The organism is Streptomyces durmitorensis (assembly GCF_023498005.1).
Lineage (GTDB): Bacteria > Actinomycetota > Actinomycetes > Streptomycetales > Streptomycetaceae > Streptomyces > Streptomyces durmitorensis.
Genome location: NZ_CP097289.1, coordinates 1639507 through 1656457, shown reverse-complemented (window position 1 = coordinate 1656457; position 16951 = coordinate 1639507). Strand labels below are relative to the sequence as shown.

15 protein-coding genes are annotated in these 16951 nt (G+C 70.1%); all 15 read left to right on the top strand.

From position 1 onward, the window contains the following. The first annotated feature begins 88 nt into the window (after positions 1-88). The 15 genes from M4V62_RS07665 (at position 89) to ispG (ending at position 16923) form a co-directional block, all read left to right on the top strand. Positions 89-1900, top strand: coding sequence for a DUF5941 domain-containing protein (locus M4V62_RS07665; RefSeq protein ID WP_425575050.1), 1812 nt, complete (start codon positions 89-91; stop codon positions 1898-1900). Then, the gene (locus tag M4V62_RS07660; protein WP_249586471.1) at positions 1897-2634 is read left to right on the top strand and encodes a phosphocholine cytidylyltransferase family protein; all 738 of its coding nucleotides are present in this window, start codon (positions 1897-1899) and stop codon (positions 2632-2634) included. The genes M4V62_RS07665 and M4V62_RS07660 overlap by 4 nt, the downstream gene beginning before the upstream one ends. After that, positions 2622-3686, top strand: coding sequence for an iron-containing alcohol dehydrogenase family protein (locus tag M4V62_RS07655; RefSeq protein WP_249586470.1), 1065 nt, complete (start codon positions 2622-2624; stop codon positions 3684-3686). Before M4V62_RS07660 ends, M4V62_RS07655 begins: the two co-directional genes overlap by 13 nt. Then, positions 3664-4443, top strand: a complete 780-nt coding sequence (locus M4V62_RS07650) for a CDP-alcohol phosphatidyltransferase family protein (protein ID WP_249586469.1) — start codon at positions 3664-3666, stop codon at positions 4441-4443. The genes M4V62_RS07655 and M4V62_RS07650 overlap by 23 nt, the downstream gene beginning before the upstream one ends. A 20-nt stretch (positions 4444-4463) precedes the next feature. Further along, entirely contained in the window at positions 4464-5336 is an 873-nt protein-coding gene (locus tag M4V62_RS07645; protein WP_249592733.1) for a glycosyltransferase family 2 protein, read from the top strand. Between the two features lie 95 nt (positions 5337-5431). Beyond that, on the top strand, positions 5432-6370 hold the full coding sequence (locus M4V62_RS07640; RefSeq protein WP_249586468.1) for an ABC transporter permease: 939 nt from the start codon (positions 5432-5434) through the stop codon (positions 6368-6370). Then, on the top strand, positions 6363-7148 hold the full coding sequence (locus tag M4V62_RS07635; protein ID WP_249586467.1) for an ABC transporter ATP-binding protein: 786 nt from the start codon (positions 6363-6365) through the stop codon (positions 7146-7148). Before M4V62_RS07640 ends, M4V62_RS07635 begins: the two co-directional genes overlap by 8 nt. A gap of 334 nt (positions 7149-7482) precedes the next feature. Continuing rightward, positions 7483-8379, top strand: a complete 897-nt coding sequence (gene hpnC / locus M4V62_RS07630) for a squalene synthase HpnC (protein WP_249586466.1) — start codon at positions 7483-7485, stop codon at positions 8377-8379. Further along, a complete protein-coding gene (hpnD, locus tag M4V62_RS07625) occupies positions 8376-9326 on the top strand; it encodes a presqualene diphosphate synthase HpnD (protein ID WP_249586465.1) in 951 nt (316 codons plus the stop codon). Before hpnC ends, hpnD begins: the two co-directional genes overlap by 4 nt. 124 nt (positions 9327-9450) lie before the next feature. Continuing rightward, entirely contained in the window at positions 9451-10848 is a 1398-nt protein-coding gene (gene hpnE, locus M4V62_RS07620) for a hydroxysqualene dehydroxylase HpnE (RefSeq protein WP_249592732.1), read from the top strand. Further along, positions 10848-11975 carry a polyprenyl synthetase family protein gene (locus M4V62_RS07615; RefSeq protein ID WP_249586464.1) on the top strand — a complete coding sequence of 376 codons (1128 nt, stop codon included), beginning with the start codon at positions 10848-10850 and terminating at the stop codon, positions 11973-11975. The genes hpnE and M4V62_RS07615 overlap by 1 nt, the downstream gene beginning before the upstream one ends. A 101-nt stretch (positions 11976-12076) precedes the next feature. Continuing rightward, a complete protein-coding gene (shc, locus tag M4V62_RS07610) occupies positions 12077-14074 on the top strand; it encodes a squalene--hopene cyclase (RefSeq protein WP_249586463.1) in 1998 nt (665 codons plus the stop codon). Beyond that, entirely contained in the window at positions 14074-14724 is a 651-nt protein-coding gene (locus tag M4V62_RS07605) for a phosphorylase family protein (protein ID WP_249586462.1), read from the top strand. Before shc ends, M4V62_RS07605 begins: the two co-directional genes overlap by 1 nt. Positions 14725-14729: 5 nt before the next feature. Then, complete coding sequence (gene hpnH, locus M4V62_RS07600; protein WP_249586461.1) at positions 14730-15752, top strand: adenosyl-hopene transferase HpnH; 1023 nt, start codon at positions 14730-14732, stop codon at positions 15750-15752. Positions 15753-15756: 4 nt separating this feature from the next. Beyond that, a complete protein-coding gene (gene ispG, locus M4V62_RS07595; protein WP_249586460.1) occupies positions 15757-16923 on the top strand; it encodes a flavodoxin-dependent (E)-4-hydroxy-3-methylbut-2-enyl-diphosphate synthase in 1167 nt (388 codons plus the stop codon). Positions 16924-16951: the final 28 nt, after the last annotated feature.

The following is a 16951-nucleotide window of genomic DNA, read 5'->3' as shown; positions in this document are numbered from 1 at the left end:
GTGCCGCCCGGCCGCTGCCGGCCTGGGGCGCCCCTCATCACGCACGTGCCCGGCGCGAGCCGCGCCGGCAATCAAGGAGTGAGTTCGTCTGTCGACCGCCATCCTGACCGGTCAGCCGGTCCCCGGGTCGCCGCTCGAAGGCGATCTGCGGTCCCTGGGGTTTGACGTCCGGGTCGCCTCCGACGCGGCGGACACCGAGACGCTGCTGCGCGCCGTCCCCGAAGGCCAGCGGGTCGCGATCGTCGACGCACGCTTCGTCGGCCACGTCCACGCGCTCCGCCTCGGTCTGACGGACCCGCGCTTCGCCGCGTCCGCAGTCCCCGGCGCCGTCACCGCGCAGCCCGAGGCCCGACCGGACCTGACGCGCGCGCTGCGCGCCACCACCGGCTCCGGCAACGGCGGCGGCTCCGCCCTGACGGTCGAGGCGATCGCCGACCACGTGGCCGAGGAGATCGAGGCCGAGGGCCGCGCGCTGCACCGCCCCGACCTCGGCACCCTCGTCGCCACCGTGCCCAGCGACCCGCAGACCCGGAACGAGGCACGCCAGGCCGTCGCCGCCGTGGACGACGAAGCCGTACGCCTGCGGACGGCCGTCAAGTCGCGGGACGGCTTCTTCACGACGTACTGCATCTCCCCTTACTCGCGCTACATCGCCCGCTGGTGCGCGCGCCGCGGCCTCACCCCGAACCAGGTCACCACCGCCTCGCTGCTCGTCGCCCTGATCGCGGCGGGCTGCGCGGCCACCGGCACCCGCGCCGGCTTCGTCGCGGCAGGCCTCCTTCTGCTCTTCTCCTTCGTCCTGGACTGCACGGACGGGCAGCTCGCCCGCTACTCCCTGCAGTACTCGACGCTCGGCGCCTGGCTGGACGCGACGTTCGACCGCGCCAAGGAGTACGCCTATTACGCGGGCCTCGCGCTCGGCGCGGCCCGTGGCGGCGACGACGTATGGGCGCTCGCGCTCGGCGCGATGGTCCTGCAGACCTGTCGGCACGTCGTGGACTTCTCCTTCAACGAGGCGAACCACGACGCGACCGCCAACACCAGCCCCACCGCGGCCCTCTCGGACAAGCTCGACAGCGTCGGCTGGACGGTCTGGCTGCGCCGGATGATCGTCCTTCCGATCGGTGAGCGCTGGGCGCTGATCGCCGTGCTCACCGCGGTCACCACGCCGCGCATCACCCTGGTCGTCCTGCTCATCGGCTGCGCGCTCGCCGCCTGCTACACCACGGCGGGGCGCGTCCTGCGCTCGCTGACCCGCAGGGCGACCCGCACCGACCGCGCCGCACAGGCACTCGCGGACCTCGCCGACACCGGACCGCTCGCGTCCGCCTTCGCGGCGCTCAAGCTCGGCGGCCTGTCCCTGCCCGCGCCGGTCCTCGCCTTCGCCGGCGGGGCAGTGGTCGCCTGCGTGGCGGGATTCACGTCGTACGGCAGCCCGTGGGTGATCGTCGCCGCGGTGATCTACGTCGTCACCTCGGGTCTCGCCGTCGCCCGCCCCCTCAAGGGCGCCCTCGACTGGCTCGTCCCGCCGTTCTTCCGCGCGGCCGAGTACGGCACCATCCTGCTGCTCGCCGCCAAGGCGGACGTGAACGGCGCCTTGCCCGCGGCTTTCGGACTGGTGTCCGCTGTCGCCTACCATCACTACGACACGGTGTACCGCATTCGCGGCGACGCAGGCGCGCCGCCGCACTGGCTGGTGCGGGCGATCGGCGGGCATGAGGGCAGGACGCTGGCGGTCGCTCTCGCCGCCGTTCTGCTCACCGACACAGATTTCACCGTCGCGCTCACGGTTCTCGCCGTGGCCGTGGCACTCGTGGTGCTCGTCGAGAGCATCCGCTACTGGGTGACCGCTCACAAACGTGGAGCACCCGCCGTACACGATGAAGGAGAACCCGCATGATCGGCCTTGTGCTGGCGGCCGGCGCCGGACGGCGTCTTCGCCCCTACACCGACACGCTTCCCAAGGCCCTGGTGCCGGTCGACGGTGACACCACCATCCTCGACCTGACCCTCGGCAACTTTGCGGAGATCGGTCTGACCGAGGTCGCGATCATCGTCGGTTACAAGAAGGAGGCGGTCTACGACCGCAAGGCGGCGCTCGAGGAGAAGTACGGCCTCAAGCTCACGCTGATCGACAACGACAAGGCCGAGGAGTGGAACAACGCCTACTCCCTCTGGTGCGGTCGTGACGCGATCAAGCACACGGTGATCCTCGCCAACGGCGACACCGTGCACCCCGTCTCCGTCGAGAAGACGCTGCTCGCCGCCCGCGGCGAGGGCAAGAAGATCATCCTCGCCCTCGACACGGTGAAGAACCTCGCCGACGAGGAGATGAAGGTCATCGTGGACCCCGAGAAGGGCGTCCAGAAGATCACCAAGCTGATGGACCCGGCGACCGCCACCGGTGAGTACATCGGTGTCACGCTCATCGAGGGCGACGCCGCCGACCAGCTGGCCGACGCCCTGAAGACCACCTTCGAGCGCGACCCCGACCTCTACTACGAGGACGGCTACCAGGAGCTCGTCAACCGCGGCTTCAAGATCGACGTGGAGCCGATCGGCGACGTCAAGTGGGTCGAGATCGACAACCACGACGACCTCGCCAAGGGCCGGGAGATCGCGTGCCAGTACTGACGAGGCTCATCCCCTCGCCGGTCGTCGTGGACATCCGGCCGGGGGCGCTCAACGACCTGGCCGGTGTCCTGGCCGACCAGCGGATCTGCTCGTCAACCGGCAAGCTCGCCATCGCCATCAGCGGCGGCTCCGGCGCGGTCCTTCGCCAGCGGCTCGAACCGTCGCTGCCCACCGCCGAGTGGTTCGAGGTGGGCGGCGGCACGCTCGACGACGCCATCAAGCTCGCCGACGCCATCAAGAAGGGCCGCTACGACGCGGTCGTGGGCCTCGGCGGCGGCAAGATCATCGACTGTGCCAAGTTCGCCGCCGCGCGGGTCGGCGCGCCGCTGGTCGCCGTCGCGACGAACCTGTCGCACGACGGCCTGTGCTCGCCGGTCGCCACGCTCGACAACGACGCGGGCCGCGGCTCGTACGGAGTGCCGAACCCCATCGCGGTCGTCATCGACCTCGATGTGATCCGTGAGGCCCCCGTGCGCTTCGTGCGCTCCGGCATCGGCGACGCCCTGTCCAACATCTCCGCGATCGCGGACTGGGAGCTGGCCGCACGCGAGCGCGGCGAGGACATCGACGGACTCGCGGCCGCCATGGCGCGCCAGGCCGGCGAAGCCGTCCTGCGCCACCCCGGCGGTGTCGGCGACGACGCCTTCCTGCAGGTCCTCGCCGAGGGGCTGGTGCTCACCGGCATCGCGATGTCCGTGTCGGGCGACTCCCGCCCGGCGTCCGGCGCCTGCCACGAGATCAACCACGCCTTCGACCTCCTCTTCCCCAAGCGCGCGGCCAGCCACGGCGAGCAGTGCGGCCTGGGCGCGGCCTTCGCGATGTTCCTGCGTGGAGCGCGCGAGGAGTCGCTGTACATGGTGGAGGTGCTGCGCAGGCACGGCCTCCCCGTGACGCCGGAGGAGATCGGCTTCACCGTGGACGAGTTCGTCCAGGTCGTGGAGTACGCCCCGCAGACGCGCCCCGGGCGCTACACGATCCTCGAGCACCTCAATCTGAATTCCGACCAGATCAAGGACGCATACGCCGACTATGCCAAGGCCATCGGTAGCTGAACTCCGCCCCGTCGTTCACCCCGCAGGGGTGAAGGACCGGCGCAGCGGTGAGCACTGGGCGGGACGCCTGTACATGCGAGAGATCTCGCTGCGCTGCGACCGCTACCTGGTGAACACCAGGATCACGCCCAACCAGCTCACGTACCTGATGACCGTGGCCGGCGCCCTCGCCGCCCCGGCCCTTCTGGTGCCGGGGATCACGGGCGCCGTACTCGGCGTGATCATGGTCCAGCTGTATCTCCTGCTCGACTGCGTCGACGGCGAGATCGCACGCTGGCGCAAGCAGTACTCCATGGCCGGGGTCTACCTGGACCGGGTCGCCGCCTACCTGTGCGACGCCGCGGTCCTGGTCGGCTTCGGCCTGCGCGCCGCCGACCTGTGGGGCTCGGGCCGCATCGACTGGCTGTGGGCCTTCCTCGGGACGCTCGCCGCGCTCGGCGCCATCCTGATCAAGGCGGAGACCGACCTCGTCGGCGTCGCCCGTCACCAGCAGGGCCTGGCGCCGGTCAAGGAGTCGGCCTCCGAGCCGCGCTCCTCCGGCATGGCCCTGGCGCGCAGGGCCGCGGGCGCCCTGAAGTTCCACCGGCTCGTGCTCGGCATCGAGGCGTCCCTGCTCATCCTGGTCCTCGCGATCGTGGACTCGGTCCGCGGCGACCTGCTCTTCTCGCGGATCGGTGTCGCCGTACTCGCCGGCATCGCGATGCTCCAGACCCTGCTGCACCTCGTGTCCATCCTCGCCTCCAGCAGGCTGAAGTGAGTGCGGCGGGGAGCCGGCCCCTGAAGGTCGGCGCGGTCATCATCACCATGGGCAACCGGCCGCAGGAGCTGCGCGCCCTTCTCGACTCGGTCGCCAAGCAGGACGGCGACCCGGTCGAGGTGGTGGTCGTCGGCAACGGCGCTCCCGTGCCCGACGTCCCCGAGGGCGTGCGCACCGTCGAGCTGCCCGAGAACCTCGGCATCCCGGGCGGCCGCAACGTCGGCATCGAGGCCTTCGGCCCCGGCGGCACCGACGTCGACATCCTTCTCTTCCTCGACGACGACGGCCTCCTGGCCAACACGGACACGGCCCAGCTGTGCCGCGAGGCCTTCGCCGCCGACCCGAAGCTCGGCATCATCAGCTTCCGCATCGCCGACCCGGACACGGGCGAGACCCAGCGCCGCCACGTCCCGCGCCTGCGCGCGGCCGACCCGATGCGCTCCTCGCGCGTGACGACCTTCCTCGGCGGCGCCAACGCCGTCCGTACGCAGGTCATGGCCGAGGTCGGCGGGCTGCCCGACGAGTTCTTCTACGCCCACGAGGAGACCGACCTCGCCTGGCGTGCGCTGAACGCGGGCTGGATGATCGACTACCGCGCCGACATGGTGCTCTTCCACCCGACGACCGCCCCCTCACGGCACGCGGTCTACCACCGGATGGTCGCGCGCAACCGCGTCTGGCTCGCCCGTCGCAACCTGCCCGCGCTCCTGGTGCCGGTCTACCTTGGTGTGTGGATGCTCCTGACCTTGGCCAGGAAGCCTTCGGGCCCCGCGCTCAAGGCCTGGTTCGGCGGGTTCAAGGAGGGCTGGACGACGCCCTGCGGACCTCGCCGGCCGATGAGGTGGCGTACGGTGTGGCGCCTGACCCGACTGGGCCGACCTCCTGTCATCTGACAAGCTCGGGTCTGAGAACATCTGGGCCATACCCCGGTCCCTGGCCCACGCCTACGCCCGACCGGCTGCGCATCTGAAGACGAAAGTTTCCACTCGTGAGTGAGACAACGCATGACGGCGGAGTCGCGGTGACAGCATCCCCGTCGACGCCGCCGCCCGATGACGGGCTCTCCCGGGCCGATCTCGCCGCCAAGTACGGTCTGACCGTCAGCGGCGCACGGCCCGGACTTTTCGAGTACGTCCACCAGCTCTGGGGACGGCGCCACTTCATCCTCGCCTTCTCGCAGGCGAAGCTGACCGCCCAGTACAGCCAGGCCAAGCTCGGCCAGCTGTGGCAGGTGGCGACGCCGCTCCTGAACGCGCTCGTCTACTTCCTGATCTTCGGCCTGATCCTGGGCGCCGACCGGGGCATGCCCCGCGAGGTCTATGTCCCGTTCCTGGTCACGGGCGTCTTCGTCTTCACCTTCACGCAGTCCTCGGTGATGGCGGGTGTCCGTGCGATCGCGGGCAACCTGGGCCTGGTGCGCGCGCTGCACTTCCCGCGGGCCTCGCTGCCGATCTCGTTCTCGCTGCAGCAGCTCCAGCAGCTGCTCTTCTCGATGATCGTGCTGTTCATCATCATGATCGGCTTCGGCAGCTACCCCAAGCTGTCGTGGCTGCTGATCTTCCCGGTCCTGGCCCTGCAGTTCCTGTTCAACACAGGCCTCGCGATGATCATGGCAAGGCTGGGCAGCAAGACCCCGGACCTCGCGCAGCTGATGCCGTTCGTGATGCGTACGTGGATGTACGCGTCCGGCGTGATGTTCTCCATCCCGGTGATGCTCGAAGGAAAGCCCGCGTGGATCGCGGACATCCTGCAGTGGAACCCGGCCGCCATCTACATGGACCTGATGCGCTTCGCGCTGATCGACGGCTACGGCTCGGAGAACCTGCCGCCGCACGTCTGGGCGGTCGCGGCAGGCTGGGCCGTGCTGGTCGCCGTCGGCGGCTTCGTGTACTTCTGGAAGGCTGAGGAGCGATACGGCCGTGGCTGAAGACGTCAACGTCGACAAGACGCACATCCCCACCGTCATCGCCGACGAGCTGCACATCGTCTACCGCGTCAACGGCGCGAAGACGGGCAAGGGCAGCGCCACGTCCGCGCTGAGCCGCATCATCAGGCGCGGCGAGGAGCGCGGCGTACGCAAGGTGCACGCCGTGCGCGGCGTCAGCTTCACCTCCTACCGCGGCGAGGCCATCGGCCTGATCGGCTCGAACGGCTCCGGCAAGTCGACCCTGCTCCGCGCCATCGCGGGCCTGCTGCCCGCCGAGAAGGGCAAGGTCTACACCGACGGCCAGCCCTCGCTGCTCGGCGTGAACGCGGCCCTGATGAACGACCTGACGGGCGAGCGCAACGTCATACTCGGCGGGCTCGCGATGGGCATGACGCGCGAGCAGATCAGGGAGCGCTACCAGGACATCGTCGACTTCTCGGGGATCAACGAGAAGGGCGACTTCATCACGCTCCCCATGCGGACGTACTCCTCCGGCATGGCCGCCCGCCTGCGCTTCTCCATCGCGGCCGCCAAGGATCACGACGTACTGATGATCGACGAGGCGCTCGCGACCGGCGACCGGAAGTTCCAGAAGCGCTCCGAGGCCCGCATCCGCGAGCTGCGCAAGGAGGCCGGCACGGTCTTCCTGGTCAGTCACAACAACAAGTCCATCCGTGACACCTGTGACCGCGTGCTGTGGCTCGAACGCGGTGAGCTGCGCATGGACGGGCCGACCGACGAGGTCATCAAGGAGTACGAGAAGTTCACGGGCAAGTAGTCCGCCCGTACGTCCGAATGCGTCAGGGCCCCACCGGAGTCAACCCGGTGGGGCCCTGACGCGTCCTGAGTCTTCGACTGCCCCGGTGTTCCCTCAAGTCCCTCTGGCCCAGGGAAGATTGACGCCAATCGGTGTGTTGTTGTGATGCGCGGAACACCCCGACGATGCAGGCTGCGTTGTACAACGTAAGCTGTACCGGTGCTGATTCGCGGCAAGTGGGGCGAAATCGCGCGGCGCCCCGGCTCATGACTCGGTCCGCCTCGCGGAGTGCCGGGCGGCGTGTCCGAAATAGGATGTATTGGGTCGGCAGTGTAGAACGGGAGATGTGACGGCAATGGCTACGGATGATCTCCAGCTACGCGACGCATCCGCCGTCCTCGCGAAGGCCGCGGACGAGAACTTCCCGGTGGCGCCCTTCTTCCTGCCCCGCGCCTGGCGCGACGACCTCATGGCCGTGTACGGCTACGCCCGCCTGGTGGACGACATCGGCGACGGCGACCTGGCCCCCGGCGGCGCCGACGCCCGGTACCTCGGCGTGGACCCCGAGGCCGCCGACGACCGCAGCGCCCTGCTCGACGCCTTCGAGGCCGACCTGCACCGGGTCTTCGACGCCACGCCGCGGCACCCCCTGATGCGGGCGCTCCAGCCCACCGTGCGCCGTTGCGGCCTCACGCCCGAGCCCTTCCTCGGCCTGATCGCGGCCAACCGCCAGGACCAGCTCGTCGCGCGCTACGAGACGTACGACGACCTCCTCGCCTACTGCGAGCTGTCCGCGAACCCCGTGGGCCGGCTCGTCCTCGGCATCACCGGCACCGCGACCCCGGAGCGGATCCGCCGCTCGGACGCGGTGTGCACCGCCCTCCAGATCGTCGAGCACCTGCAGGACGTCGCCGAGGACCTGGGGCGGGACCGCATCTACCTGCCGGCCGAGGACATGAAGCGGTTTCATGTCCAGGAGCGGGACCTGGCCGCACCGACAGCAGGCGCGTCGGTGCGCGCACTGGTTGCATATGAAGCAGAACGCGCCCGCTGCCTCCTGAATGAAGGCACCCCCCTGGTGGGTAGCGTCCACGGCAGGCTGAAGGTGCTGCTTGCGGGCTTCGTGGCTGGGGGGAGGGCGGCGGTCCATGGGATCGCCGCTGCCGGATACGACGTACTTCCTGGACCGCCGAAACCCACCAAGACGCGATTGCTGCGCGAGGTGGGGGCGGTTCTGCGAGGAGAGGGGTGAGCCGGACCGTGGAGTCAGGCCCGAACGTGTCCGCGCCGGTACTCGCCGCATACAGCTACTGCGAGGCCGTGACCGGACAGCAGGCACGCAATTTCGCGTACGGCATCAGGCTGCTGCCGCTGCCCAAGCGCCGCGCGATGTCGGCGCTCTACGCCCTCTCCAGGCGCGTGGACGACATCGGCGACGGCGCGCTCGCGCCGGACGTCAAGGCCGAGCGCCTCGACGAGACCCGGGCGCTGCTCGCCCGGATCCGCAAGGGCGAGGTGGACGAGGACGACACCGACCCGGTGGCGGTCGCGCTCGCGCACGCCGCGACGCACTTCCCCATCCCGCTCGGCGGGCTCGACGAGCTGATCGACGGTGTCCTGATGGACGTCCGCGGTGAGACGTACGAGACGTGGGAGGACCTCAAGGTCTACTGCCGGTGCGTGGCGGGGGCCATCGGGCGGCTCTCCCTCGGCGTGTTCGGCACGGAGCGGGGGGCGCTGAACGTCGAGCGCGCGCCGGAGTATGCCGACACGCTCGGTCTCGCGCTCCAACTCACCAACATCCTGCGCGACGTTCGCGAGGACGCGGAGGGCGGGCGCACCTACCTGCCCGCCGACGACCTCGCCAAATTCGGCTGCTCCGCCGGGTTCTCGGGCCCGCAGCCACCCGCCGGTTCCGACTTCGCCGGGCTCGTGCACTTCGAGGTGCGCAGGGCGCGGGCGCTGTTCGCCGAGGGGTACCGCCTGCTGCCGATGCTCGACCGGCGCAGCGGGGCCTGTGTGGCCGCCATGGCGGGCATCTACCGACGGCTTCTCGACCGCATCGAGCGGGATCCGGAGGCGGTCCTGCGCGGTCGTGTCTCGCTGCCGGGCCGTGAAAAGGCGTATGTCGCCGTGCGCGGTCTCTCCGGTCTCGACGCACGCACCATCTCCCGGCAGACCGTCAGGAGGCGTACGTGATGGGCATCCGCGGCGAATGCGCCGAACGTAGGGCAACCTCCTCCAACCGGTGGGCAACCCTCCGCTCCGCCCCGGCGTCCCAGACTGCAACAGCCGAGGGGGAGAGAGCGTGAGCGACGACGACATGCGATCGGCTGACGAGTCCGACGGCCATACGGGCCGGGGGGCCGCCGTGGTGGTCGGCGGGGGTCTCGCCGGCATCACCGCGGCGCTGTCCCTCGCCGACGCGGGGCTGCGCGTGACGCTGCTCGAAGGACGGCCGCGCCTGGGCGGGCTCGCCTTCTCCTTCAAGCGCGGCGAGCTGACCGTGGACAACGGCCAGCACGTCTATCTGCGCTGCTGCACCGCCTACCGCTGGTTCCTCGACCGCGTCGACGGCGCCGCCCTCGCGCCCCTGCAGGAACGTCTCGACGTGCCGGTGCTCGACGCCGACCGCAACAGGCTCGGCCGCCTGCGCCGCACCGCGCTGCCCGTGCCGCTGCACCTGGCGGCGAGCCTCGCCACGTATCCGCACCTGTCGCTCGCGGAGCGCGCCAACGTGGGGCGTGCCGCGCTCGCCCTCAAGGGGCTCGACCCGGCCGACCCTAAGCTGGACGGCCAGGACTTCGGCAGCTGGCTCGCCGCGCACGGTCAGTCGGCGCGCGCGATCGAGGCCCTGTGGGACCTGGTCGGCGTGGCCACGCTGAACGCCGTCGCGGGGGATTCGTCGCTGGGGCTGGCCGCGATGGTGTTCAAGACCGGGCTGCTCTCCGAGCCGGGCGCCGCCGACATCGGCTGGGCCCGCGTGCCCCTCGGTGATCTCCATGACACGCTCGCCCGCAAGGCGCTCGACTCCGCGGGCGTGCGAACCGAACTGAGGACACGAGTCACCTCCATCTCCCGTACGGAGAACGGGGGTTGGAGGGTCGAAGTTCCCGGCGAGGAATTCGACGCCGACACCGTCGTGCTCGCGGTGCCGCAGCACGAGACCCACGATCTGCTCCCGGACGGTGTCCTCGACGAGCCCGACCGGCTGCTCGACATCGACACCGCGCCGATCCTCAACATCCACGTCGTGTACGACCGCAAGGTGCTCAAGCGGCCCTTCTTCGCGGCCATCGGCTCGCCGGTGCAGTGGGTCTTCGACCGCACCGACGCCTCCGGGCTCACCGACGGGCAGTACCTCGCGCTGTCCCAGTCCGCCGCCCAGGACGAGATCGACGCGCCCGTCGCCGCGCTGCGCGAGCGCTATCTGCCGGAGCTGGAGCGGCTGCTGCCCGCGGCGCACGGCGCCGAAGTGAGGGACTTCTTCGTGACTCGGGAGCGCACGGCCACGTTCGCGCCGACTCCCGGTGTGGGCCGGCTGCGGCCCGGTGCTCGCACCAAGGCTCCCGGCCTGTACCTGGCCGGGGCGTGGACCGCCACCGGGTGGCCCGCGACCATGGAGAGCGCCGTCCGCAGCGGCATCAGTGCCGCCGACGCGGCTCTCCGTGCACTCGACCGCCCCCGTGACCACCTCTTCGACGTCGAGGAGGCCGCGTGATGCTCGACCTTCTGGGGTCAGGTCCCCAGAAATCCAGCACCGGAACAAGAGGAGAGACTGTGCCGACTGTGCCCTCGGCCGAATCGGCTGCCGACACGGTGGACGTGACCTCACTGCTCGAGCGCGGAAGGACGCTGGCCACCCCGGTGCTGCGGTCCGCCGTGGACCGCCTCGCGCCGCCCATGGACACCGTCGCCGCCTACCACTTCGGCTGGATCGACGCCGAGGGCAACCCGTCGGACGGCGACGGCGGCAAGGCCGTGCGCCCCGCGCTCGCCCTGCTCTCCGCGGAGGCCGCGGGCGCCGCTCCGGAGGTCGGCGTTCCGGGAGCTGTCGCCGTCGAACTGGTGCACAACTTCTCGTTGCTGCACGACGACCTGATGGACGGCGACGAACAGCGCCGCCACCGCGACACGGTGTGGAAGGTGCACGGCCCGGCCCAGGCCATCCTCGTCGGCGACGCGCTCTTCGCGCTCGCCAACGAGATCCTCCTGGAGATCGGCACCGTCGAGGCGGGCCGCGCCACGCGCCGCCTGACCACCGCGACCCGCGCCCTGATCGACGGCCAGGCGCAGGACATCTCCTACGAGCACCGCGAGCGGGTCACCGTCGAGGAGTGCCTGGAGATGGAGGGCAACAAGACCGGCGCCCTGCTCGCCTGCGCGGTCTCCATCGGCGCGGTCCTCGGCGGCGCGGACGACCGCACCGCCGACACCCTGGAGAAGTACGGCTACCACCTCGGCCTCGCCTTCCAGGCCGTGGACGATCTGCTCGGCATCTGGGGCGACCCGGAGGCCACCGGAAAGCAGACCTGGAGCGACCTTCGCCAGCGCAAGAAGTCACTGCCGGTCGTGGCCGCCCTCGCCGCGGGCGGGCCCGCGTCCGAGCAGCTCGGCGAGCTGCTCGCGGCCGACGCCAAGAGCAACGACTTCGACAGCTTCTCCGAGGAGGAGTTCGCCGCACGCGCCGCCCTGATCGAGCAGGCAGGTGGCCGTGAGTGGACCGCCGAGGAGGCCCGGCGCCAGCACACCATCGCCATCGAGGCGCTCGACACCGTCCAGATGCCGGACCGGGTGCGGGCACAGCTCGTCGCGCTCGCCGACTTCGTCGTCGTACGAAAGAGATGATCACTATCGAGCGCATATGACTCGCAGTCGCCGGCCGGCGCCCAGCGCGTCGGCCGACGGCGGACCCACAGCAGAGAAGACGACTGCACGAAGGGGAAGCCATGACAGCGACGACCGACGGAAGCACCGGAGCGGTGACGCCCCGCGCAGCCTCGGCCAGCCAGCCACTCGACCAGGCCGCCGCGACGGCACCAGGGCCGCTCGACGCCGCCACGCGCGCCATACAACGCTCCACCGCATTCCTGCTCGCACAGCAGGACGCCCAGGGCTGGTGGAAAGGTGACCTCGACACGAACGTGACGATGGACGCCGAAGACCTGCTGCTCCGTCAGTTCCTGGGAATCCGGGACGAGAAGACCACGCGCGCCGCCGCGCTCTTCATCCGCGGCGAGCAGCGCGAGGACGGGACCTGGGCCACCTTCTACGGCGGCCCCGGCGAACTCTCCACCACCATCGAGGCGTACGTGGCGCTGCGCCTTGCGGGCGACGCGCCGGACGACCCGCACATGGCGAAGGCCTCCGCCTGGATCCGCGACCAGGGCGGCATCGCCGAGAGCCGGGTCTTCACCCGCATCTGGCTCGCCCTGTTCGGCTGGTGGAAGTGGGACGACCTTCCCGAACTCCCGCCGGAGCTCATCTACTTCCCCAAGTGGCTTCCTCTCAACATCTACGACTTCGGGTGCTGGGCCCGGCAGACGATCGTGCCGCTCACGGTCGTCTCCGCCAAGCGCCCGGTACGGCCCGCGCCCTTCCCGCTCGACGAGCTGCACTGCGACGCGCGCGTACCGAATCCCGGCAAACCCCTTGCGCCCATGGGGAGTTGGGACGGCGTCTTCCAACGGCTCGACAAGGCACTGCACCTCTACCACAAGGTCGCCCCGCGCAAAGTACGCAAGGCGGCGATGAACAGCGCCGCTCGCTGGATCATCGAACGCCAGGAGAACGACGGCTGCTGGGGCGGCATCCAGCCGCCCGCCGTCTACTCCGTGATCGCGCTGCACCTGCTCGGCTACGACCTGGAGCACCCGGTCCTCAAGGCGGGCCTCGCATCGCTCGACCGGTTCGCGGTCTGGCGCGAGGACGGCGCCCGGGTGATCGAGGCGTGTCAGTCGCCGGTCTGGGACACCTGTCTGGCGACCATCGCGCTCGCCGACGCGGGCGTGCCCGCCGACCATCCGCAGCTCGTCAAGGCCGCCGACTGGATGCTCGGCGAGGAGATCGCGCGCCCCGGTGACTGGTCCGTACGCAGGCCACAACTCGCGCCGGGCGGCTGGGCGTTCGAGTTCCACAACGACAACTACCCCGACATCGACGACACCGCCGAGGTCATCCTGGCCCTGCGCCGCGTCGACCACCCGGACCGCCCGCGCATGGAGAACGCGATCGCCCGCGGCGTGCGCTGGAACCTGGGCATGCAGTCCAAGAACGGCGCCTGGGCCGCCTTCGACGCTGACAACACGAGCCCGTTCCCCAACCGGCTGCCGTTCTGCGACTTCGGCGAGGTCATCGACCCGCCGTCGGCCGACGTCACCGGGCACGTCGTCGAGATGCTCGCCATCGAGGGCAAGGCACACGACCCGCGCACCCGGCGCGGCATCGAGTGGCTGCTCGCCGAACAGGAGCCGGACGGCTCGTGGTTCGGCCGCTGGGGCGTCAACTACGTATACGGAACAGGGTCCGTGGTGCCCGCGCTCACCGCGGCAGGACTGCCGGGCTCGCACCCCGCGCTGCGCCGCGCCGTCGACTGGCTGGAGTCGGTACAGAACGACGACGGCGGCTGGGGCGAGGACCTGCGCTCCTACCGCTACGAGGAGTGGCGGGGCCACGGCGTCTCCACCGCGTCGCAGACCGCCTGGGCGCTGCTGGCGCTGCTCGCGGCAGGTGAGCGGGACTCCAAGGCCGTGGAGCGGGGCGCGCTCTGGCTCGCCGAGACGCAGCGGGACGACGGCTCCTGGGACGAGCCGTACTTCACCGGCACCGGCTTCCCCTGGGACTTCTCCATCAACTACCACCTCTACCGGCAGGTGTTCCCGCTCACCGCCCTTGGCCGGTACGTCAACGGGGAGCCGTTCGCGGGCCTCTCCGCCAAGGGGGGTTGATGGAACGGACCCCGGCCGTGCCGGACCCCGCACCGCTGCTGATCGCCTGCGCGCTCGGCATCGAGCGCCTCGCCCTGCGCACGGGCGACCGCACGGGCGCGCACGGGCGGGTCACCGTGCTCCGTACGGGCATGGGCCCCAAGAACGCCGAGCGCGCCGTCACCGGCGCGCTCGGCAAGGAACCGCTGCGCCACGCCGCCGTCGTGGCCACCGGCTTCTGTGCCGGGCTCGCCCCCGGCATGCACCCCGGCGACCTCGTCGTCGCCGAGCAGACCCGCGACGCGCACGGCCACACGACCTGCGTCGGCACCGATCTGCTGGTCAAGGAACTGGTGCGCGCCGTGCCCGGCCGCACCGTGCACACCGGCCCGCTCATCGGCTCCGACCACGTCGTCCGCGGACACGAACGCACCGACCTGCTCGCCACGGGAGCGATCGCGGTGGACATGGAGTCCGCCGCGACGCTGCACAGCGCGATGCGGGCGGGAGACCGGCCGGTTGCCGCCGTCCGGGTGGTCGTGGACGCCCCACAGCACGAACTCGTCCGCATCGGCACGGTGCGCGGTGGAATATCGGCTTTCCGCGTCCTTCGTGCCGTGCTTCCCGCATTTTTCGAATGGCACCGTTCTTCTTTGCTCCCTCGGAGGTGAGCCAGATGGCCATGCCGCTGCGCCAGACCATCAAGGTCGCGACGTATCTCTTTGAACAGAAGCTCCGCAAGCGGGAGAAGTTTCCGCTGATCGTCGAGTTGGAGCCGCTCTTCGCGTGCAATCTCGCGTGCGAGGGATGCGGAAAGATCCAGCATCCGGCCGGAGTGCTCAAGCAGCGCATGCCGGTGGCCCAGGCCGTGGGCGCCGTGCTCGAATCCGGTGCGCCGATGGTGTCCATCGCCGGTGGCGAACCGCTGATGCACCCTCACATCGACGAGATCGTGCGCCAGTTGGTGGCGAAGAGGAAGTACGTCTTCCTCTGCACCAACGCCATGCTGCTGCGCAAGAAGCTGGAGAAGTTCACGCCTTCCCCGTACTTCGCGTTCGCCGTGCACATCGACGGAATGCGCGAGCGGCACGACGAATCCGTCGCGAAGGAGGGTGTGTTCGACGAGGCGGTGGAGGCCATCAAGGAAGCCAAGAAGCGCGGTTTCCGGGTGACCACCAACTCCACCTTCTTCAGCAACGACACGCCGCAGAACATCATCGAGGTCCTCAACTTCCTCAACGACGAGCTGGAAGTCGACGAGATGATGCTGTCGCCCGCCTACGCGTATGAGAAGGCGCCGGACCAGGAGCACTTCCTGGGCGTCGAGCAGACCCGCGAGCTCTTCAAGAAGGCCTTCGCGGGCGGCAACAGGCGGCGCTGGCGCCTGAACCACTCGCCGCTGTTCCTCGACTTCCTTGAGGGCAAGGCGGACTTCCCGTGCACCGCGTGGGCGATCCCGAACTACTCGCTCTTCGGCTGGCAGCGCCCCTGCTACCTGATGAGCGACGGGTACGTCCCCACGTACAAGGAGCTCATCGAGGAGACCGACTGGAGCAAGTACGGCCGCGGCAAGGACCCGCGGTGCGCCAACTGCATGGCGCACTGCGGCTACGAGCCGACCGCCGTCCTCGCCACCATGGGCTCCCTGAAGGAGTCCATCCGCGCCGCCCGTGAAACGGTCTCCGGAAACCGCGGGTGACGTCATGACCCCTGGAGCGCCTGTCGCACTGGGCCTTCCTGAGCTGCCGGTCCGGCCGATCTCGGAGCGTCGCGTCTCGCGGCGCATCGAGGTCGGACCGGTGGCCGTGGGGGGTGGTGCGCCCGTCTCGGTGCAGTCGATGACGACGACGCGTACGTCCGACATCGGGGCGACGCTGCAGCAGATCGCGGAGCTGACCGCGTCCGGCTGCCAGATCGTGCGGGTGGCGTGCCCGACGCAGGACGACGCGGATGCGCTGTCCACGATCGCGCGGAAGTCGCAGATCCCGGTGATCGCGGACATCCACTTCCAGCCGAAGTACGTCTTCGCGGCGATCGACGCCGGATGCGCGGCGGTGCGCGTGAATCCCGGCAACATCAAGCAGTTCGACGACAAGGTGCGCGAGATCGCGCGCGCCGCGAACGACGCCGGTACGCCGATCCGCATCGGCGTGAACGCGGGCTCCCTGGACGCGCGCCTCCTCAAGAAGTACGGGAAGGCCACCCCGGAGGCCCTGGTCGAGTCGGCCCTGTGGGAGGCGTCGCTCTTCGAGGAGCACGGCTTCCGGGACATCAAGATCTCGGTCAAGCACAACGACCCGGTGGTCATGGTCAACGCCTACCGGCAACTGGCCGCCCAGAGCGACTACCCCCTGCACCTCGGCGTGACGGAGGCGGGCCCGGCCTTCCAGGGCACGATCAAGTCAGCGGTCGCCTTCGGGGCGCTGCTGAGCGAGGGCATCGGCGACACCATCCGGGTCTCGCTGTCCGCTCCGCCCGCCGAGGAGGTCAAGGTCGGCATCCAGATCCTGGAGTCCCTGGGTCTCCGCCAGCGGCGCCTGGAGATCGTCTCCTGCCCGTCCTGCGGGCGGGCCCAGGTCGACGTGTACAAGCTGGCCGACGAGGTCACGGCGGGCCTGGACGGCATGGAGGTGCCGCTGCGGGTCGCCGTCATGGGGTGCGTCGTGAACGGTCCTGGGGAGGCCCGTGAGGCGGATCTCGGTGTCGCGTCCGGCAATGGCAAGGGGCAGATCTTCGTCAAGGGCGAGGTCATCAAGACCGTCCCCGAGTCGAAGATCGTGGAGACCCTCATCGAAGAGGCGATGAAGATCGCCGAGCAGATGGAGGACGAGGGCGTCACCTCAGGGGTGCCCGACGTCACCGTGAGCTGAGAAGAACCGAAGAACCAGAGAGGGGGCC